We start from the raw sequence: 19,357 nt of genomic DNA on the forward strand, positions 1-19,357 counted from the left end.
GTGTGCGCCGCCCCGTCTGCCCCACGACCGCCGTCGGCGTCCGCGGGCCGCCCCGGGTTGCTCGCGCCCCTAAGGACAACCGTTCCGCGCCCCTTGAAGGGGCCCGGAACGGGCCTTCAAGGGGCGCGGGGAACTGCGCGACCAGCCCCTACCGGCCCGCGGACGAACGAACAACAGAGCCGGCACCGCTCAGGCGCTACCGCCCGTTGAACGCGTCCTTCAGCCGGGAGAACAACCCCTGCTGCCCGGGCTGGAACTGCCCCGTAGGCCGCTCCTCACCCCGCATCTGCGCCAGCTCCCGCAGCACCCGCTCCTGCTCGGCGTCGAGCTTGGTCGGCGTGAGCACCTCGACGTGCACGATGAGGTCACCGCGCCCACCGCCCCGCAGATGCGTGACGCCACGCCCGTGCAGCGGCACCGACTGACCGGACTGCGTGCCCGGCCGGATGTCGATCTCCTCCAGGCCGTCCAGCGTCTCCAACGGCACCTTCGTACCGAGCGCCGCCGCGGTCATCGGAATGGTGACCGTGCAGTGCAGATCGTCACCGCGCCGCTGGAAGACGGCGTGCGGCAACTCGTGGATCTCCACGTACAGGTCACCGGCGGGACCGCCACCGGGCCCGACCTCACCCTCACCGGCGAGCTGGATCCTGGTCCCGTTGTCGACACCTGCGGGGATCTTCACCGTCAGCGTCCGCCGCGACCGGATGCGGCCGTCACCGGCGCACTCGGGGCACGGCGTCGGCACGACGGTGCCGAAGCCCTGACACTGCGGACAGGGCCGCGAGGTCATGACCTGGCCGAGGAAGGACCGCGTGACCTGCGACACCTCACCGCGACCGCGGCACATGTCACACGTCTGAGCGGACGTCCCCGGCGCGGCACCCTCACCGCTACAGGTCGTACAGACGACGGCCGTGTCGACCTGGATGTCCTTGGTGGTCCCGAAGGCGGCCTCGTCGAGGTCGATCTCCAGCCGGATCATGGCGTCCTGGCCGCGACGCGTGCGCGAGCGCGGCCCCCGCTGCGACGCCGTCCCGAAGAACGCGTCCATGATGTCGGAGAAGTTGCCGAAGCCACCGGCCCCGAAACCGCCCGCGCCACCGCCGCCGCCCGCCTGGGACAGCGGGTCGCCGCCGAGGTCGTAGACCTGCTTCTTCTGCGGGTCCGACAACACCTCGTAGGCGGCGTTGATCTCCTTGAAGCGCTCCTGAGTCTTCGGGTCCGGATTCACATCCGGGTGAAGCTCACGCGCCAGCCTCCGGAAGGCCTTCTTGATCTCGTCCTGGGAAGCGTCGCGGCGCACGCCGAGTACGGCGTAGTAGTCCGTGGCCACTTACGACTCCGCCAGGATCTGTCCGACGTAACGTGCCACTGCGCGTACTGCTCCCATCGTTCCCGGATAGTCCATGCGGGTCGGTCCGACCACGCCTAGTTTGGCGACTGCCTCGCTGCCCGAACCGTAGCCGACCGAGACCACGGACGTGGAGCTGAGGCCCTCATGGGCGTTCTCATGACCGATCCGTACGGTCATGCCCGAATCCGTCGCCTCGCCAAGCAACTTGAGGAGCACGACCTGCTCCTCAAGGGCCTCGAGAACGGGGCGGATCGTGAGGGGAAAGTCATGTCCGAAGCGGGTGAGATTGGCGGTGCCGCCGATCATCAGCCGCTCCTCGGTCTCCTCGACAAGCGTTTCGAGGAGGGTGGAGAGCACCGTCGAGACGGTGCCGCGGTCCTCGGCCTCGAAGGCCTCGGGCAGGTCCTGCACCAGCTGCGGGACGTCCGCGAAGCGGCGGCCCGCGACCCTGCTGTTGAGCCGCGCCCGCAGATCCGCGAGCGAACTCTCCCCGAAGGGCGCCGGACAGTCGATCATGCGCTGCTCGACCCGGCCGGTGTCCGTGATCAGGACGAGCATCAGGCGCGCGGGAGCGAGCGAGAGCAGCTCCACGTGCCGCACGGTCGACCGCGTCAGCGAGGGGTACTGCACGACGGCGACCTGCCGGGTCAGCTGCGCGAGCAGCCGAACCGTGCGCCCCACGACGTCGTCGAGATCGACGGCGCCGTCGAGGAAGTTCTGGATGGCGCGCCGCTCGGGGGCCGTCATCGGCTTGACGCCGGCGAGCTTGTCGACGAACAGGCGGTAGCCCTTGTCCGTCGGAATGCGCCCCGCGCTGGTGTGGGGCTGGGCGATGAACCCTTCCTCCTCCAGCGCCGCCATGTCGTTGCGCACCGTGGCCGGGGAGACGCCGAGACTGTGCCGCTCGGTGAGCGCCTTGGAGCCGACCGGCTCCTCCGTCCCGACATAGTCGTGGACGATGGCGCGCAGCACTTCGAGCCTGCGTTCACTGAGCATCGCGCACACCTCCAGCACGTCATCCGTCGCGGTGATCCCCTGCCTGGCACTCAACGCGGGTGAGTGCCAGCCTGTCAAAGGGCCAGTGTACGGGCGTCGGGTACGGACCCGGCAAGGCCGGACCCGGACCCCGTTGCTCATGCCCGGCGGCTGGTTGGTCATGCCAGGCGCCGCCGCACCGGTTAGCGTCACCGTATGGACGTGGAGCCGGCATGGGAAGCGGCGGGCTGGGAGCGGCTCGCACCGCGCGTGGGGCGGTGCCGCCTGCCGGTGTGGGACTGCACGGCGGGGCTCGTCGTCGGTGACGGGGCGGCCCTGATGATCGAGGCCGGGTCGAGCCTGGCCGAGGGCGCGGCGCTGCGCACCCGGGCGAGGGAGATCCTCGGCGGCGGTCGCCGCGTGACGCATCTCGCTCTGACGCATCCACACTTCGACCATGTCCTCGGCGCCGCGGCCTTCGCGGGCGTGGAGGTGTACGGGGCCGTGGGCATCGACACGGTCTTCGCCAAGGGCCGCGACGAGCTGTGCGCGGACGCGGTGCGCCATGGCGTGGACCCGCGGGCGGCGGCGGAAGCGACCGATCTCCTGGTCCACCCGCACCACCTTGTGTGCGGGGAGTGGACGCTGGACCTCGGCGGCGTCCAGGTCCTCCTCGCGAACGTCGGCCCCGGGCACTCGGGCCACGACCTGGCGGTCCTGGTCCCCGGCGCGGACGGTGAGCCGGAGATCGTCTTCTGCGGGGACCTGGTCGAGGAGTCGGGCGAACCGCAGGCCGGTCCCGACGCGGTGCCCGCGCGGTGGCCGGCGGCGCTGGACCGGCTCCTCGACCTGGGCGGTGAGGGCGCGCGGTATGTGCCGGGGCACGGTGCGGTGGTGGATGCGGCTTTTATCCGTGCGCAGCGCGCCACACTGGCGGCCCGTTTCGGCGTGTCGTAGCGGCGGTCCCGCCCACTCTTCCTATCGTCACCAGAATGCGCCAGTACTCCGCCGATCTCACGCCCCCATGGAAGAAGCCGAAGCCCGTACCGGAGGTGGCGGCGGACGCCGGCCTCGTGGTGGAGGAGCTGAGCACCGGTTTCTGCGGGGCGGTGATCCGCTGCGAGAAGACCTCGCAGGGCCCGACGGTGACCCTGGAGGACCGCTTCGGCAAGCACCGCGTCTTCCCGATGGAGCCGCGGGGGTTCCTCCTGGAGGACAGGACGGTGACCCTGGTCCGCCCGGCCGCGGGCGCGGGTGCGGCGCCGGTACGTCCTTCGCGCACCGCCTCCGGTTCGGTGGCCGTGCCCGGGGCGCGGGCCCGGGTCGCCCGCGCGGGACGCATCTACGTGGAGGGGCGGCACGACGCCGAACTGGTCGAACGAGTCTGGGGTGACGACCTGCGCATCGAGGGCGTCGTCGTCGAGTATCTGGAGGGGATCGACGACCTCCCCGCGATCGTCGCCGAATTCTCGCCCGGCCCCGACGCGCGGCTCGGCGTCCTCGTGGACCACCTGGTCCCCGGCTCCAAGGAGTCCCGCATCGCCGCGGAGATCGGCAGCGATCACGCCTTGGTCGTCGGCCACCCCTACATCGACGTGTGGGAGGCGGTGAAGCCGTCCTCGGTGGGCATCGAGGCGTGGCCGCGGGTGCCGCGGGGGCAGGACTGGAAGACGGGCGTGTGCAGGGCGCTGGGCTGGCCGGAGAACACGGGGGCGGCGTGGCAGCGGATCCTCGGCTCGGTACGCAGCTACAAGGACCTCCAGCCGGAGCTACTGGGCAGGGTGGAAGAACTGATCGACTTCGTGACGCACCCGTGACTGGCCGGGGGCCCGGCGGGTAGCGGCGGTTCCCCCTTCCGAGCCGCGCGCCCGGCGGCGGGGCGGGCCCGCCCGGCGTGCCCGCGAAGCAACGCCCCCGGCGCCCGGGGCGACCCCGGAGCCCGGCAGCCACACCAGCCCCGCCCGGCCACGCCACGCACCCACACACCCGGCAGCCACACCCGCCCCGCCCAGCGTCACCACGCACCCACACACCCGGCAGCCACACCAGCCCCGCCCAGCATCACCACGCCACGCACCCGGCAGCCACACCCGCCCCGCCCGGCCTCGCCACCCCGCAGCGGTCTCCCACCCACCCGCCCGTCACCCCGCAGCGGACCAGTCCCCCACGTGCTTACCCCCAACCCGCAGTCGCCGACGGCGAGGTCGCCCCACGAGGGGCCTCAGCCGTCCAGAGAGGCCGAGCGGGTGGGCGGGTGGGATGAACCGGCTGCCGGGCCCCACGGCCTGGCAGTGGCGCTGAACCACCGGACCCCGGCCGACCACACAGCCCCCACGCCCGGCAGAGACGCCCGACCACCGACCCCAGAGCCCCCCGCCAGGGAGCGGCGCCCCCAGCCACCAGAACCACCCCGACCCCAGGCCACCCCACCCCGCCCCGCCGCTAATCCACCAGGTCACGAACCACCGCGTCCGCCAACAACCGCCCCCGCAACGTCAACACCGCCCGCCCCGCCGCGTACGGCGCCACCTCCAGCAGCCCCTCGTCCCGCGCCTTGCGCGAGGCGGCGAGCCCGGCCTCCTTCAACAGAGACAGCGGGCAGCCCTCCACCAGCCGCAGCTCCAGCAGGATCCGCTCCACCCGCCGGTCCTCCTCGGAGAGGACCTCCCGACCGGCGCCGGGCGATCGGCCGCCCGCCAGAGCCGCCGCGTACGCCCCTGGATGCTTCACGTTCCACCACCGCACGCCGCCCGCATGGCTGTGCGCGCCGGGCCCGGCCCCCCACCAGTCGGCGCCGCGCCAGTACAGCTCGTTGTGGAGGCAGCGCCCCGCCTCGGACGTGGCCCAGTTGGACACCTCGTACCACGAGAAGCCGGCCCGCCCGAGGACCTCGTCGGCGATGAGGTACCGGTCGGCGTGGACGTCGTCGTCGGTCATCGGCACCTCCCCGCGCCGGATCCGCCGCGCGAGCTGCGTGCCCTCCTCGACGATCAGCGCGTAGGCGCTGACGTGGTCGGGCCCGGCGCCGATCGCCGCGTCCAGCGTGGCCCGCCAGTCGTCGTCCGTCTCGCCCGGGGTGCCGTAGATCAGGTCGAGGTTCACATGATCGAAGCCGGCCGCCCGCGCCTCGGCGACGCACGCCTCGGGCCGCCCCGGCGTATGCGTACGGTCGAGGACGCGCAGCACATGCTGCTTCGCGCTCTGCATGCCGAACGAGACGCGGTTGAACCCGCCCTCCCGCAGCTCCGCCAGATACGCCTCGTCGACCGACTCCGGATTCGCCTCGGTCGTGATCTCCGCGTCGTCCGCGAGACCGAACTCGTCCCGCACGGCCGCCAGCATCCGTACGAGATCACCCGCCGCCAGCAGCGTCGGCGTACCGCCCCCCACGAAGACGGTCCGCACGGGCCGCGGGTCGTCGCCGAGGACCTTCCGGGCGAGCCTCACCTCGTCGGTCAGGGTGTCGGCGTAGTTGTCGCGGGAGGCGAGCACACCGCCGGAGCCGCGCAGCTCGGTGGCGGTGTAGGTGTTGAAGTCGCAGTAGCCGCAGCGCGTGGCGCAGTACGGGACGTGCAGATAGAAGCCGAGGGGGCGGGAGGCCGCGCCGGCCAGGGCGGACGCGGGCAGCGCGCCGTCCTCGGGCATGGGCTCACCGTCGGGCAGTGCGGAAGGCATGCCTTCGATTGTCCCGCACCGCCGCGCCCCGCGGAGCCGTCACCGTGCCTGGAGCACCAGCAGCGCCAGGTCGTCGTCGGGCGGACGCTCCGAGAACTCGTGGACGAGCCGCCGGATCCGCTCCGCCACGAGCGCCGCGTCGAGCCCCGCGCAGCCGGCGAGGGCCTGCGCCAGGCCGTCGCCGTCATCGAACTGGAGCCGCCCCGAGCGCCGCTCGGTCACGCCGTCCGTGACGCACAGGAGGGTGTCGCCGGGCAGCAGGTCGAAGCTCTCACTGGTGTACGTCTCGTCGTCGACGACCCCGAGCAGCATCTGCGGGCTCGCCGCCGACCGCACCTGCCCGTCGGGCGACAGGAGCAGCGGCAGCGGGTGCCCGGCGCACGCGATGGTGCAGCGCACGCCGCCTTCGTGCGGGATCAGCTCGCCGTAGAGGAGGGAGAGGAAGCGCGAGGTGGGCCCGTCGGCCGGTACGCCCTGGCCGCCCGCGACGGCGACGACGGCCGCCGCGGCGTCGGCCGCCTCGGTCGCGTCGTCGAGGAGCAGTTGGTTGAGGCGGTCCAGGACCTCGGCGACCTGGTACCCCTCGCGGGCGAGCAGCCGCAGCCAGGGCCGGGCGAGGCCGATGACGACGGCGGCCTCGGGGCCCTTGCCCTGGACGTCGCCGAGCGCGAAGCACCAGCGCCCGTCCCCGGCCTGGAAGACGTCGTAGAAGTCACCGCCCGGGCCGCCCTTGTCCCGCGGCTCGTACACCAGGCCGCTCTGCACGCCGGGGATCCGCGCGACCTTGCTGGGCAGCAGCCCGCGCTGGAGGATGCGGCTGATGTTGGCCTGGCGCTGGTAGCGGCGGGCCGTGCTGACGGCGAGGGCGACGCGGCGGCTGAAGTCCTCGATGAGGCCGGTGACCTCGTCGGGGAAGCGGAGCAGGCCCGCCCGGCCGATGACCAGTGTGCCGAGCGTCCGGCCGCCCGCGGTCAGGCGGTACGCGAGTGCCGTGCCGGACGCCTCGCCCGCCGGCGCCCCGCCGGGCCAGCGGACGGGGAGGGCGCCGGTGCCCGCCGTGTCGGGCAGCTCGGGCGGGTCCTTCTCCAGGATGCGGCGCAGTTCCTCCATGCGGTGCTCGCTGGTGTGCCAGACCCGGGCGAGGCGCGTGCCCGGCCCGCCCGGGGTCGCGCGCGCCGGGCTCTCCGAGCCCTCGTCGAGCCAGACCGCGCACCAGTCGGCGAGCCGCGGCACGAGCAGCTGGCCGGCGAGGGCGGCCACCAGGTCCTCGTCGAACTGCCCGGCCAGCAGATCGGACGCCTCGGCGAGGAAGCTGAGCGCCCCGCGGTTGACCCACTCCGTCTCGTGCGTGACGCGCTTGGGCAGCGGCGCGAGGATCTCGGCGGCGCGCAGCCCGCTCTTCAGGGCCTGTTCGCTCGCGTACGACTCGGTGTCCTGGTCCGCTTTGGCGCCCTCGACGGGCAGCCGGACCCAGATGGTCTTGGTGCCCGTGCGGTAGGTGATGCCCCAGGAGTCGGAGAGGCTCGCGACGAGCTGGAGACCGCGGCCGTACTCGGGGGTGCCGGTGGGCGCCGGGCCCTGCTCGCCGCGGACGGCGCGGGAGGGGTGGTGGTCGGAGACCTCGATGACGAGGGCGCCGGTGTCCTCGCCGGGCGCGGCCTCGTCGAGTCGGCACAGCAGTTCGACCGCCGTGCCCGCGTGCACGACGGCGTTGGTCACCAACTCGCTGACGAGGAGCACCGAGTCGTCGGCGAGGCGGTCGGTGATCCCGGAAGCTGCCGGCACGCCGAGCTCCGTCCAGTCGGCGAGCGCGGCGCGCACGAATCTTCGCGCGGCGGCGGGCGCCAGCGGGTTTCCGGGCAGGGATGTGCGCACCACCGCCGGCGGCCCCGGGCGGTCCGGGTCCGTGGCGGAGGCACGGAATTCGGTCTCCCGTTGCGTCGGAATGGACCCCACGGTGCGGCTCCTGAGCAGTTCGGGCGAATACGCCTCAGGCGACACCGACAGAGTGACAGACTGGCGGCGCCCATAAGCACCGAGTCACCGAAGTGGGCCGCTATGAGTGAGAACAGTGCTACGCCCGCGCTCGGCTCCGGCCCGATCCCGGCCCAGGCACCGCCCGTACCCTCCCCCGGGGCCGAGGCGGCGGAGCCCGCCCCGAGCGCCGGCGCGGCCCTCTCGCCGGCCGCCCTCGCGGAACTGCGCCCGCTGCTCGCCGCCATGCGCGCCGCGCGGGACGGCGACTTCACGAAGGTCGCACCGATCGGCGGGGGCATCACCGCCGAGCTGTACGCGGTCTTCAACGAAATGCTCGACCGCTCGCTGCACTTCGACGCCGAGCTGATCCGCGTACGCCGGGAGATCGTCCGGCACGGCCGCCTGGACGAGCGGTTCACGGCGAGCCCGGGGCAGGGCAGATGGACGGACCGGGTCCAGGAGGTCAACTCCCTGCTGGACTCGCTGGTCGCCCCGGCGGCGAACGCCACCCGGGTGCTCAACGCCGTGGCGGGCGGCGATCTCACCCAGCGCGTCGACCTGCACGACGGCAGCCGTGAGCTGCGGGGCGACCTGCGGCGCCTCGGTCGCGCCGTCAACACGATGGTCGACCAGCTGTCGCTCTTCACGGGCGAGGTGACACGCGTCGCCCGCGAGGTCGGCACGGAGGGGCGGCTCGGCGGCCGGGCCAAGGTGCGTGGGCTGTCCGGCAGTTGGCGTGATGTGACTGAGGCGGTCAACACCATGGCGTCCCGGCTGACCGCCCAGGTGCGGGACATCGCGCTGGTGACGACGGCGGTCGCGCAGGGCGACCTGACCCGCACGGTCACCGTCGAGGCCACCGGTGAGCTGCTGGAACTGAAGCTGACCGTGAACACCATGGTCGAGCAGCTCTCCGCGTTCGCCGCCGAGGTGACCCGCGTCGCCCGCGAGGTCGGCACCGAGGGGCAGTTGGGCGGCCGCGCGCAGGCGCGGGGCGTGTCCGGCGTGTGGAAGGACCTCACCGACAACGTCAACTTCATGGCGTCGAACCTCACCTCACAGGTCCGCAACATCGCCCAGGTCACCACCGCCGTCGCCAACGGCGACCTGAGCCAGAAGATCACCGTGGACGCCCGGGGCGAGATCCTGGAGCTGAAGTCGACCGTGAACACCATGGTCGACCAGCTCTCCGCCTTCGCCGACGAGGTCACCCGCGTCGCCCGCGAGGTCGGCACCGAGGGCAACCTCGGCGGGCGCGCTCAGGTGCGGGGCGTGTCCGGCGTGTGGAAGGACCTCACCGACAACGTCAACTTCATGGCGGACAACCTCACCTCACAGGTCCGCAACATCGCGCTCGTCTCGACGGCCGTCGCGCAGGGAGATCTCGGCAAGAAGATCACCGTGGAGGCGAAGGGCGAGATCCTGGAGCTGAAGTCGACGATCAACACGATGGTCGACCAGCTCTCCGCCTTCGCCGACGAGGTCACCCGCGTCGCCCGCGAGGTCGGCACCGAGGGCAACCTCGGCGGGCAGGCCCAGGTGCGGGGCGTGTCCGGCGTATGGAAGGACCTCACCGACAACGTCAACTTCATGGCGTCGAACCTCACCTCACAGGTCCGCAACATCGCCCAGGTCACCACCGCCGTCGCCAACGGCGACCTCTCCAAGATGATCACGGTCACCGCGCGCGGCGAGATCCTGGAGCTCAAGGACACCGTCAACACGATGGTGACGCAGTTGCGGGCCTTCGCCGACGAGGTGACGCGCGTGGCCCGCGAGGTCGGCACGGACGGCCGCCTGGGAGGCCGTGCGCAGGTCCTCGGGGTGTCGGGGGTCTGGAAGGACCTCACCGACAACGTCAACTACATGGCGGACAATCTCACCGGGCAGGTCCGCAACATCGCGCAGGTCGCGACCGCCGTCGCCCAGGGCGACCTGTCGAAGAAGATCGACGTGGACGCGCGCGGCGAGATCCTGGAGCTGAAGACCACCATCAACACCATGGTGGACACGCTCTCCTCGTTCTCCTCGGAGGTCACGCGCGTGGCCCGCGAGGTCGGCTCCGAGGGCCAGCTGGGCGGCCAGGCCCGGGTCGAGGGCGTGTACGGCACGTGGAAGCGCCTGACGACGAATGTGAACGAGCTGGCGCTGAACCTCACCACCCAGGTCCGCGCCATCGCCGAGGTCGCCTCCGCCGTGGCCCAGGGCGACATGACCCGCGCCATCACCGTCGAGACGCGCGGCGAGGTGTCCGAGCTCAAGGACAACATCAACCTCATGGTCTCCAACCTCCGCGAGACCACTCGCGCCAAGGACTGGCTGGAGTCCAACCTCGCCCGCCTCGCGGGCCTGATGCAGGGCCACCGCGATCTGATGGAGGTCGCCGACCTGATCCTGCGCGAGCTGACCCCGCTGGTGAACGCGCAGTACGGCGCCTTCTTCCTGGCCGACCCCGACACCGCCGAGGGCCCGGCGCCCACCCGGATCACCGCGAAGGGCCTCGCCTTCATCGCGGGGTACGGCGCGGCCCAGGGCTCGGTCGTCGACACGGGCGGGATGCCCGCGCAGGGCCTGGTGCGCCAGGCGGCCCTGGAGAAGAAGCGCATCCTCGTCGAGGAGGTGCCGCCGGACTACATCAAGATCCACTCGGGGCTCGGGGACGCCGCCCCCGCGACCGTCGTGATCATCCCGATTCTCTTCGAGGACAAGCTGCTCGGCGTGATCGAGCTGGCCACCTTCTCCCGCTTCTCCGACGTCCACCTGGCCTTCTTCGACCAGTTCGTGAACACCATCGGTGTCGCGATCAACACCATCATCGCCAACTCCCGTACGGAGTCGCTGCTCGGCGAGTCCCAGCGCCTGGCCACCCAGCTCCAGGAACGCTCGGACGAACTCCAGCGCCAGCAGGCCGAGTTGCGCCGCTCGAACGCCCAGCTGGAGGAGAAGGCGGCCCTGCTGGCCACGAGCTCCCAGTACAAGTCGGAGTTCCTCGCGAACATGTCGCACGAGCTGCGCACGCCGCTCAACTCCCTGCTGATCCTGGCCCGGCTGCTCTCCGACAACCCGGACGGCCATCTCTCCGACCAGGAGGTGCAGTTCGCGACGACGATCCACCGCTCGGGCTCGGACCTCCTCCAGCTCATCAACGACATCCTGGACCTGTCGAAGATCGAGGCCGGCCGGATGGACGTACGCCCCAAGAAGCTTCCGTTGATCAAGGTCCTCGACTACGTCCACGCGACGTTCCGCCCGCTCACCCTCGACCGGGGCCTCGCCTTCGACGTGTCGGTCGGCGAGGACGTGCCGCGCGAGATGTTCTCGGACGAGCAGCGCCTCCAGCAGATCCTGCGCAACCTCCTGTCGAACGCCGTCAAGTTCACCTCGGCGGGCGGCGTCCAACTGCGGGTCAGCCGCGTCACGGACACCGCGGGCGACCGGCTGCTCCACGACAACGACGACCTGCTCTGCTTCGCGGTCAGCGACACCGGCATCGGCATCCCGGCCGAGCAACTGCCGGTGATCTTCGAGGCGTTCCAGCAGGCCGACGGCACCACCAACCGCAAGTACGGCGGCACCGGCCTCGGCCTCTCCATCAGCCGCGAGATCGCGGGCCTGCTCGGCGGCCGCATCACCGCCGAGAGCCGCCCCGGTCACGGCTCCACCTTCGCGCTCTACGTCCCCGTGGTGCACCCGGGCCACGGCGCGGCCGCCGTGGCGTACGCCGCCTCGCACACCCAGCACCTGCCGGAGCCCCAGGAACATGCCGTGCAGCGGCCGCACACCACCCTCGAACCGGACGACAGCTGGCCCATGCCCGCCAAGCTCGAGGAGTGGAAGGAAGGCCGCGCCGGTCGCTTACTGCCCGGCCGCAGGGTGCTGATCGTCGACGACGACATCCGCAACGTCTTCGCGCTCACGCACGTGCTCAGCCGCGTCGGCATGCCCGTCCTGTACGCGGAGAACGGCCGCGAGGGCATCGAGACCCTGGAGCGCAACCCGGACGTCGACCTCATCCTGATGGACATCATGATGCCGGAGATGGACGGCTACGAAACCATGGCCGCCATCCGCCGCAGCCCCCGCTGGCAGGGCCTGCCCATCGTCGCCCTCACCGCGAAGGCCATGCCGGGGGACCGCGAGAAGGCCATCGCCCAGGGCGCCACCGACTACGTGCCCAAGCCCGTGGACGTGGATCAGCTCCTCGGCGTCATCTGCGCCCTCCTCGATCCGGAGGGCGCACCCGCCGAAGGCCCCGGGGGCACCCCCGCCGACGACCCGGCCGTACCAGGCGACAGCCCCGTCACACCGGCCACCGATCGAGGCCCCCGACCATGAGCGCAGAGCCCCGCAGCGACCACCACGCGAGCATCCTCCTCGTCGACGACATGGAGGACAATCTGATGGCACTCGAAGCGATCCTGACGTCTCTGAACGAGCCGCTGGTACGCGCCCGTTCGGGAGAGGAGGCGATGAAGGCGATCCTGCGGCAGCGGTTCGCCGTGATCCTCCTCGACGTCCGGATGCCGGGCATGGACGGTTTCGAGACGGCGTCGAACATCAAACGCCTCGACCAGACGAAGGACGTGCCCATCATCTTCCTGACGGGCACCGACCACGACGCCGGCTACGCCTTCCGGGGGTACGCGACGGGCGCGGCCGACTTCCTCACCAAACCGTTCGACCCGTGGGTCCTGCGCGCCAAGGTCAGCGTCTTCCTCGAACTGCACAGGAAGACCCGGCAGTTGGAGCGGGTACTCGCCCGCGAGCAGCTCCAGTTCGACGAGCTTGCCGCGCGCCTGTCCGCGATCGAGGCCCACATGGCGGCGAGCAGCCTGAACGACGTCCTGGAGCTGCGCCACCATGTGAAGCACATGGAGGAACTGGTGCGGGAGATGCGTCACGGACGGAGCCGCTAGACGCGTCCCGGCCGGCTATGCCTCGCGCGAGCCCGCGTACATCTCGTCGATCAGGTGCTTGTACTCCCGCTCGACGACCGGGCGCTTCAGCTTCAGGCTGGGCGTCAGCTCGCCGTGTTCGACGTCCAGGTCGCGCGGCAGGAGCCGGAACTTCTTGATGGTCTGCCAGCGCTGGAGGCCTTCGTTGAGCTGCTGCACATAGCCCTCGATCAGCTCGACCGTGGCGGGCGCGGCGCAGACCTCGGTGTAGGACTTGCCGCCCAGGCCGTTCTCCTCGGCCCAGGCGAGGATCGCGGGCTCGTCGAGGGAGATCAGCGCGGTGCAGTAGTTCTTGTCGGCGCCGTGCACCAGGATGTTGGAGACGTACGGGCACACGGCCTTGAACTGACCCTCGACCTCGGCGGGCGCGATGTACTTGCCGCCGGAGGTTTTGATCAGGTCCTTCTTGCGGTCGGTGATCCGCAGATAGCCGTCGACGGACAGCTCGCCGATGTCCCCGGTGTGGAACCACCCGTCGGACTCGAGGACCTCGGCCGTCTTCTCCGGCAGGCCGTGGTAGCCCTCCATGATGCCGGGGCCGCGCAGCAGGATCTCGCCGTCGTCCGCGATGCGCACCTCGGTGCCGGGCAGCGGCTTGCCGACGGTGCCGGTGCGGTAGGCCTCGCCGGGGTTCACGAAGGAGGCGGCGGAGGACTCGGTCAGGCCGTAGCCCTCCAGGATGTGGATGCCTGCGCCCGCGAAGAAGTACCCGATGTCGGGCGCGAGGGCCGCCGACCCGGAGACGGCGGCGCGCAGCCGCCCGCCGAAAGCCTCGCGCAGCTTGGAGAAGACCAGCGTGTCGGCGGCCTTGTGCTTGGCGCGCAGGCCGAAGGGGACCGAGGCGTTGCCGGTCCTGCGGAAGTTGTCCTGGCTGACCTTCGCGTACTCGCGGGAGACCTCGGCCGCCCACAGGAAGATCTTGTACTTGGCGCCGCCACCGGCCCGGGCCTTGGCCGCGACGCCGTTGTAGACCTTCTCGAAGATGCGCGGCACGGCGGCCATGTACGTCGGCTGCACGACCGGCAGATTCTCGATGATCTTGTCGACGCGGCCGTCGACGGCGGTGACGTGGCCGACCTCGATCTGCCCGGAGGTAAGCACCTTGCCGAACACGTGCGCGAGCGGCAGCCAGAGATACTGCACGTCGTCGGGGCCGAGCAGGCCGGTCGCCGCGATGGCCTTCGCCATGTACGACCAGTTGTCGTGCGGGAGCCGCACGCCCTTGGGCTTGCCGGTGGTGCCGGAGGTGTAGATCAGCGTCGCGAGCTGGTCGGCGGTGATCGCCGCGATCCGGTCCTTGACGAGCGCGGGGCTCTTCTCCAGGTACGCGGCGCCCCGGGCCTCCAGCTCGGCGAGCGTGAGCACCCAGCCCTCCGGGTCGCCCTCGGCGGCGGATGCGCCCTCGGCGTCGATGACCACGACATGCCGCAGCTCGGGCAGCTCAGCGCGCTTCGCACGCGCCTTGGCGAGCTGCGCGGCGTCCTCGGCGATCAGCACCCGGCTGCCGGAGTCGGCCATGATGTACGCCGACTCCTCGGCGTTGGTCTGCGGGTAGACGGTCGTGGTGGCCGCGCCCGCGCACATGATGCCGAGGTCGGCGAGGATCCACTCGACCCGCGTGGCGGAGGCGAGGGCGACCCGGTCCTCGGGCTGGAGCCCGAGCTCGATCAGCCCGGCGGCGATGGCGTAGACCCGGTCGGCCGCCTGCGACCAGCTGAGGGCCTTCCACTCGTCGGAGCCCTCACCGGAGGCCGCCGGGACGGGGTAGCGGTAGGCCTCGGCATCCGGCGTGGCCGCCACGCGCTCCAGGAAGAGATGCGCCACGGAGGGCGGACGGTTCTCGATCAAGGTCTGTGTGTCGCTCATCTTTGTGTCGCTCACGACATCCTCCGGGCCCACGACGGTGCGGCGAACTTGCTGGTGGCTGCTTCTGCCTTCTGCTTCTTGCTGCTTCTTACATCTCTGCCGGCCACTTGTTTAACTTGCGAGTAACCTACGAGTGGTGATCAGAGTAGAGCGCCGACGCCCGGGGCGTAAGGGGCAACTGCCTGTCACTTCCTCCAGACACCCAAACGGAATCGGGCCTCGCGCCCAAACGGAATCGGCCTTCGCTGCCACAACGCCGCGGGCCCGGCGCGTCTGTGCGCCGGGCCCGCGTGGCGGCCGCTCCAGCGCGGCCGGGATGACTACTTCTTGGCCTTGCCAGGGCCGCTGTCGTCGCTGGACAGCACCGCGATGAAGGCCTCCTGGGGGACCTCCACGGAGCCGACCATCTTCATCCGCTTCTTGCCTTCCTTCTGCTTCTCCAGCAGCTTCCGCTTACGGGAGATGTCACCGCCGTAGCACTTGGCGAGGACGTCCTTGCGGATGGCGCGGATGGTCTCACGGGCGATCACCCGGGAGCCGATCGCGGCCTGCACGGGCACCTCGAAGGCCTGCCGCGGGATCAGCTCGCGCAGCTTGGCGACGAGCCGTACGCCGTACGCGTACGCCTGGTCCTTGTGCGTCACGGCGGAGAAGGCGTCGACCTTGTCGCCGTGCAGCAGGATGTCGACCTTGACGAGCTGGGCCGACTGCTCGCCCGTGGGCTCGTAGTCCAGCGAGGCGTAACCACGCGTCTTGGACTTCAGCTGGTCGAAGAAGTCGAAGACGATCTCCGCGAGCGGCAGGGTGTAGCGGATCTCGACGCGGTCCTCGGAGAGGTAGTCCATGCCGAGCATGACGCCGCGCCGGTTCTGGCACAGCTCCATGATCGAGCCGATGAACTCGCTGGGCGCGAGGATCGTGGCGCGCACGACCGGCTCGAAGACCTGGTCGATCTTGCCCTCGGGGAATTCACTCGGGTTGGTGACCGTGTGCTCGGCGCCGTCCTCCATGATCACGCGGTAGACCACGTTGGGGGCGGTGGCGATGAGGTCGAGCCCGAATTCCCGTTCGAGGCGCTCGCGGATGACGTCGAGGTGGAGCAGCCCGAGGAAACCGACGCGGAAGCCGAAGCCGAGCGCGGCCGAGGTCTCCGGCTCATACACCAGCGCGGCGTCGTTGAGCTGGAGCTTGTCGAGGGCCTCGCGCAGGTCCGGGTACTCCGAGCCGTCCAGCGGATACAGACCCGAGAACACCATCGGCTTGGGGTCCTTGTAGCCGCCGAGGGCCTCGGTGGCGCCCTTGTGCAGGGAGGTGATCGTGTCACCGACCTTGGACTGACGGACGTCCTTCACGCCGGTGATGATGTAACCCACCTCGCCGACGCCGATGCCGTCGGCCGGGGTCATCTCGGGGGACGACACACCGATCTCGAGCAGCTCGTGCGTGGCGCCGGTGGACATCATCCGGATCCGCTCACGCTTGTTGAGCTGACCGTCGACGACTCGTACGTACGTCACGACGCCGCGGTAGGAGTCGTAGACCGAGTCGAAGATCATCGCGCGGGCGGGGGCGTCCGCGACGCCGACCGGCGGCGGGATCTCGGCGACGACCTTGTCGAGCAGCGCCTCGACGCCCATGCCGGTCTTCGCGGAGACCTTCAGGACGTCCGCGGGGTCGCAGCCGATGAGGTTGGCGAGCTCCTCGGAGAACTTCTCCGGCTGAGCGGCCGGCAGATCGATCTTGTTCAGTACGGGGATGATCTTGAGGTCGTTCTCCATCGCCAGGTAGAGGTTGGCGAGAGTCTGCGCCTCGATGCCCTGGGCCGCGTCGACCAGGAGGATCGTGCCCTCGCAGGCCGCGAGCGAACGCGAGACCTCGTACGTGAAGTCGACGTGGCCCGGGGTGTCGATCATGTTGAGGATGTGGGTACTGCCCTGGTCCGGGCCCTCGTTCGGGGCCCAGGGCAGACGCACCGCCTGGGACTTGATCGTGATGCCGCGCTCGCGCTCGATGTCCATGCGGTCGAGGTACTGAGCACGCATCTGCCGCTGCTCCACCACCCCGGTGAGCTGGAGCATGCGGTCGGCGAGCGTGGACTTGCCGTGGTCGATGTGCGCGATGATGCAGAAATTGCGGATCAGAGCCGGGTCGGTACGGCTCGGCTCGGGCACATTGTTAGGGGTCGCGGGCACGCAGGGTCCTGTCTCTTGAGGCGCCTGTAGCCTCGGGTCGGATCTATACGTAGCTTCCATCGTCCCATGGGTGGCGCACTGCGCTCGGTTTGGGCCGGTCGGACGGCGGCTGGTACCGTGGGCAGCTGTGTCTCGTAGCCCTCTCAAGCGTCGAGGCGCGTGTCATAACACTCATCTGCAGTACCTCTGCAGTACCTGAACCTGAAAAGGCTCTTTCGTGGCGAACATCAAGTCCCAGATCAAGCGGATCAAGACCAACGAGAAGGCGCGTCAGCGCAACAAGGCGGTCAAGTCTTCCCTGAAGACCGCGATCCGCAAGGCCCGCGAGGCCGTTGCCGCCGGTGACACCCAGAAGGCCGCCGAGCTCACGCGTGAGGCCACGCGTCAGCTGGACAAGGCCGTCTCCAAGGGCGTCATCCACAAGAACCAGGCCGCCAACAAGAAGTCGGCGCTTGCGACGAAGGCCGCGTCCCTCAAGGGCTGAAGCCTCTGCCCCGGCTAGCGTGCCGGGGAGCTGATCAATCCTTCCGCGAGGGTAATTCGAGCCCTCTACCTCGAATCGCGGACAGACCACGCAGTACGCCACGCTGCGCCAGTGCCCCCGGACCCACTCCGGGGGCATTGCTGTGTGTGGGGGCGGTACGGGGGCCCTTTGGGGGCGCGGAAGCGCCTTTCAGGGGTGCGGGGCAGCCTTTCAGGGGCGCGGAAGCGCCTTTCAGGAGCGCGAGGAACTGCGCGCCCAGCCACAAACCACCCGCAGGGATATCAGGCCACCCAACCGAGGCGGAGCCGCTCAGCGACGCCCGGACCGAGCCGCACGCGAAACGGCAACCACGGCCTTCTCCAACGCATACTCCGGATCATCGCCCCCACCCTTGACCCCCGCATCGGCCGCCGCAACAGCGGTCAACGCCGCGGCAACCCCATCCGGCGTCCACCCCCGCATCTGCTGCCGCACACGATCGATCTTCCACGGCGGCATACCCAGCTCCCGCGCAAGATCGGCAGGCCGTCCCCCCCGCGCGGACGAAAGCTTCCCGATGGCACGAACCCCCTGCGCGAGCGCACTGGTGATCATGACGGGAGCAACCCCGGTCGACAGAGACCACCGCAGCGCTTCGAGCGCCTCCGCGGCCCGCCCCTCCACGGCCCGGTCGGCGACATTGAAGCTGGAGGCCTCCGCCCGGCCCGTGTAGTACCGCCCGACGACGACCTCATCGATCTTGCCCTCGACGTCCGCCGCGAGCTGGGACACCGCGGAGGCGAGCTCACGCAGATCGCTGCCGATCGAGTCGACCAGGGCCTGGCACGCCTCGGACGTCGCCGAGCGGCCGAGCGTACGGAACTCGCTCCTTACGAACGAGAGCCGGTCGGCGGGCTTCGTCATCTTGGGGCAGGCGACCTCGCGCGCCCCGGCCTTGCGGGCCGCGTCCAGCAGAGCCTTGCCCTTGGCGCCGCCCGCGTGCAGCAGGACGAGGGTGATCTCCTCGGCGGGCGCCCCGAGATACGCCTTCACGTCCTTGATCGTGTCCGCCGACAGATCCTGCGCGTTCCGCACGATCACGACCTTGCGCTCGGCGAAGAGCGAGGGGCTGGTGAGCTCGGCGAGCGTGCCGGGCTGCAACTGGTCGGAGGTGAGGTCACGCACATCCGTGTCCGCGTCGGCGGCGCGGGCGGCCGCGACCACCTGCTGCACGGCGCGGTCGAGGAGCAGATCCTCCTGCCCCACGGCGAGCGTGAGGGGAGCGAGCGGATCTGACGAATCGGCGGTATCTGTCTTCCTGGCCATCGCGGTCAAGCATCCCACGCGCCACTGACAACGCCTCCCGCGCGGCTGGTCCCGGGCGGGCTCCCTCTCCGATACCGCGATACCGGAGAATGGGCGGGTGACCGACGTACGACATGTCCTGGTGCTGCCCGACCGCGATGCCGCGGAGGAAGTCGCCGCAGAACTCCCCGACCGTTTCGGCGTCGCCGAGGAACCCCAGCTCGTCCGGGACGCGCTGGCCGGCGAGGACGACGCCGAGGACGCCCAGTGGCTGGTCGTGATCGAAGACCCCGAGTCCCGCCTGGACCAAACAGCACTCGACGAACTGGCCGCCACTTACGAGGGCTGGCTGGAGGCTCCGTAGGCCCGGCGGTCTGGCGGGGCGAGGCGGCGGACGCCTCGTCGCGAGCCGCGGCCCGGCGGCGCTCCGTACCGAACAGCAGCCCGGCGCCGCGCGGCGGGACGGGGCGGACGCTCTGTAGTGGCACTGGCCTGGCCCGGGCATGGCGGCTCTACGGAGCGCACCGGCCTGGCGGATCACGGTGCACCCCATAGTCGGCACCAGCCTGGCGGGACACCGCAGGCACCCGCA

13 protein-coding genes are annotated in these 19,357 nt (G+C 70.7%); 6 read left to right on the forward strand and 7 right to left on the reverse strand.

Going from position 1 to position 19,357, the window contains the following annotated elements; all coding sequences use genetic code 11:
- Positions 1-196: 196 nt before the first annotated feature.
- Together dnaJ and hrcA are read right to left on the reverse strand one after the other, a co-directional pair.
- Positions 197-1,336, reverse strand: a complete 1,140-nt coding sequence (dnaJ, locus tag ACF062_RS04210; RefSeq protein ID WP_223774594.1) for a molecular chaperone DnaJ — start codon at positions 1,334-1,336, stop codon at positions 197-199.
- On the reverse strand, positions 1,337-2,353 hold the full coding sequence (hrcA, locus tag ACF062_RS04215) for a heat-inducible transcriptional repressor HrcA (protein ID WP_205037891.1): 1,017 nt from the start codon (positions 2,351-2,353) through the stop codon (positions 1,337-1,339).
- Between the two features lie 195 nt (positions 2,354-2,548).
- Between hrcA and ACF062_RS04220 the strand changes: the two genes are divergently transcribed.
- Both ACF062_RS04220 and ACF062_RS04225 read left to right on the forward strand, forming a co-directional pair.
- On the forward strand, positions 2,549-3,289 hold the full coding sequence (locus ACF062_RS04220; RefSeq protein WP_392135418.1) for an MBL fold metallo-hydrolase: 741 nt from the start codon (positions 2,549-2,551) through the stop codon (positions 3,287-3,289).
- A 35-nt stretch (positions 3,290-3,324) separates the two neighbouring features.
- Positions 3,325-4,149, forward strand: a complete 825-nt coding sequence (locus ACF062_RS04225; protein WP_392135420.1) for a DUF3097 domain-containing protein — start codon at positions 3,325-3,327, stop codon at positions 4,147-4,149.
- Positions 4,150-4,774: 625 nt separating this feature from the next.
- Here ACF062_RS04225 and hemW read toward each other — a convergent pair.
- Together hemW and ACF062_RS04235 are read right to left on the reverse strand one after the other, a co-directional pair.
- On the reverse strand, positions 4,775-6,007 hold the full coding sequence (hemW, locus tag ACF062_RS04230) for a radical SAM family heme chaperone HemW (protein WP_392135423.1): 1,233 nt from the start codon (positions 6,005-6,007) through the stop codon (positions 4,775-4,777).
- A 39-nt stretch (positions 6,008-6,046) separates the two neighbouring features.
- Positions 6,047-7,963 (reverse strand): SpoIIE family protein phosphatase, encoded by a 1,917-nt coding sequence (locus ACF062_RS04235; RefSeq protein ID WP_392135426.1) that lies wholly within the window; start codon positions 7,961-7,963, stop codon positions 6,047-6,049.
- A 264-nt stretch (positions 7,964-8,227) separates the two neighbouring features.
- Between ACF062_RS04235 and ACF062_RS04240 the strand changes: the two genes are divergently transcribed.
- A complete protein-coding gene (locus ACF062_RS04240; RefSeq protein WP_392136517.1) occupies positions 8,228-12,319 on the forward strand; it encodes a HAMP domain-containing protein in 4,092 nt (1,363 codons plus the stop codon).
- On the forward strand, positions 12,316-12,900 hold the full coding sequence (locus ACF062_RS04245; RefSeq protein ID WP_392135429.1) for a two-component system response regulator: 585 nt from the start codon (positions 12,316-12,318) through the stop codon (positions 12,898-12,900). The genes ACF062_RS04240 and ACF062_RS04245 overlap by 4 nt, the downstream gene beginning before the upstream one ends.
- Before the next feature lie 15 nt (positions 12,901-12,915).
- Here ACF062_RS04245 and ACF062_RS04250 read toward each other — a convergent pair whose 3' ends face one another.
- Both ACF062_RS04250 and lepA read right to left on the reverse strand, forming a co-directional pair.
- On the reverse strand, positions 12,916-14,805 hold the full coding sequence (locus tag ACF062_RS04250) for an AMP-dependent synthetase/ligase (RefSeq protein WP_392136520.1): 1,890 nt from the start codon (positions 14,803-14,805) through the stop codon (positions 12,916-12,918).
- 320 nt (positions 14,806-15,125) lie between these two features.
- Positions 15,126-16,997 carry a translation elongation factor 4 gene (lepA, locus tag ACF062_RS04255; protein WP_223774600.1) on the reverse strand — a complete coding sequence of 624 codons (1,872 nt, stop codon included), beginning with the start codon at positions 16,995-16,997 and terminating at the stop codon, positions 15,126-15,128.
- A gap of 217 nt (positions 16,998-17,214) precedes the next feature.
- On the opposite strand from lepA, the gene rpsT reads away from it, so the two are divergent.
- The gene (rpsT, locus tag ACF062_RS04260; RefSeq protein ID WP_055564969.1) at positions 17,215-17,481 is read left to right on the forward strand and encodes a 30S ribosomal protein S20; all 267 of its coding nucleotides are present in this window, start codon (positions 17,215-17,217) and stop codon (positions 17,479-17,481) included.
- Positions 17,482-17,790: 309 nt separating this feature from the next.
- Here the strand turns inward: rpsT and holA are convergent, their stop codons facing one another.
- A complete protein-coding gene (holA, locus tag ACF062_RS04265; protein WP_392135433.1) occupies positions 17,791-18,786 on the reverse strand; it encodes a DNA polymerase III subunit delta in 996 nt (331 codons plus the stop codon).
- 97 nt (positions 18,787-18,883) lie between these two features.
- On the opposite strand from holA, the gene ACF062_RS04270 reads away from it, so the two are divergent.
- Positions 18,884-19,129: a hypothetical protein gene (locus ACF062_RS04270; RefSeq protein ID WP_223774602.1), complete on the forward strand. Its 246-nt coding sequence runs from the start codon at positions 18,884-18,886 to the stop codon at positions 19,127-19,129.
- Positions 19,130-19,357: the final 228 nt, after the last annotated feature.

Source organism: Streptomyces sp. NPDC015345 (assembly GCF_043078805.1).
In the GTDB taxonomy this organism is placed as follows: Bacteria; Actinomycetota; Actinomycetes; order Streptomycetales; family Streptomycetaceae; genus Streptomyces.

Coding starts and splice junctions, on each gene's coding strand:
- ACF062_RS04225 (WP_392135420.1), top strand. CDS start 3,325: ATGCGCCAGTACTCCGCCGATCTCACGCCCCCATGGAAGAAGCCGAAG.
- ACF062_RS04250 (WP_392136520.1), bottom strand. CDS start 14,805: ATGAGCGACACACAGACCTTGATCGAGAACCGTCCGCCCTCCGTGGCG.
- holA (WP_392135433.1), bottom strand. CDS start 18,786: ATGGCCAGGAAGACAGATACCGCCGATTCGTCAGATCCGCTCGCTCCC.
- ACF062_RS04240 (WP_392136517.1), top strand. CDS start 8,228: ATGCGCGCCGCGCGGGACGGCGACTTCACGAAGGTCGCACCGATCGGC.
- hemW (WP_392135423.1), bottom strand. CDS start 6,007: ATGCCTTCCGCACTGCCCGACGGTGAGCCCATGCCCGAGGACGGCGCG.
- ACF062_RS04245 (WP_392135429.1), top strand. CDS start 12,316: ATGAGCGCAGAGCCCCGCAGCGACCACCACGCGAGCATCCTCCTCGTC.
- ACF062_RS04220 (WP_392135418.1), top strand. CDS start 2,549: ATGGACGTGGAGCCGGCATGGGAAGCGGCGGGCTGGGAGCGGCTCGCA.
- hrcA (WP_205037891.1), bottom strand. CDS start 2,353: ATGCTCAGTGAACGCAGGCTCGAAGTGCTGCGCGCCATCGTCCACGAC.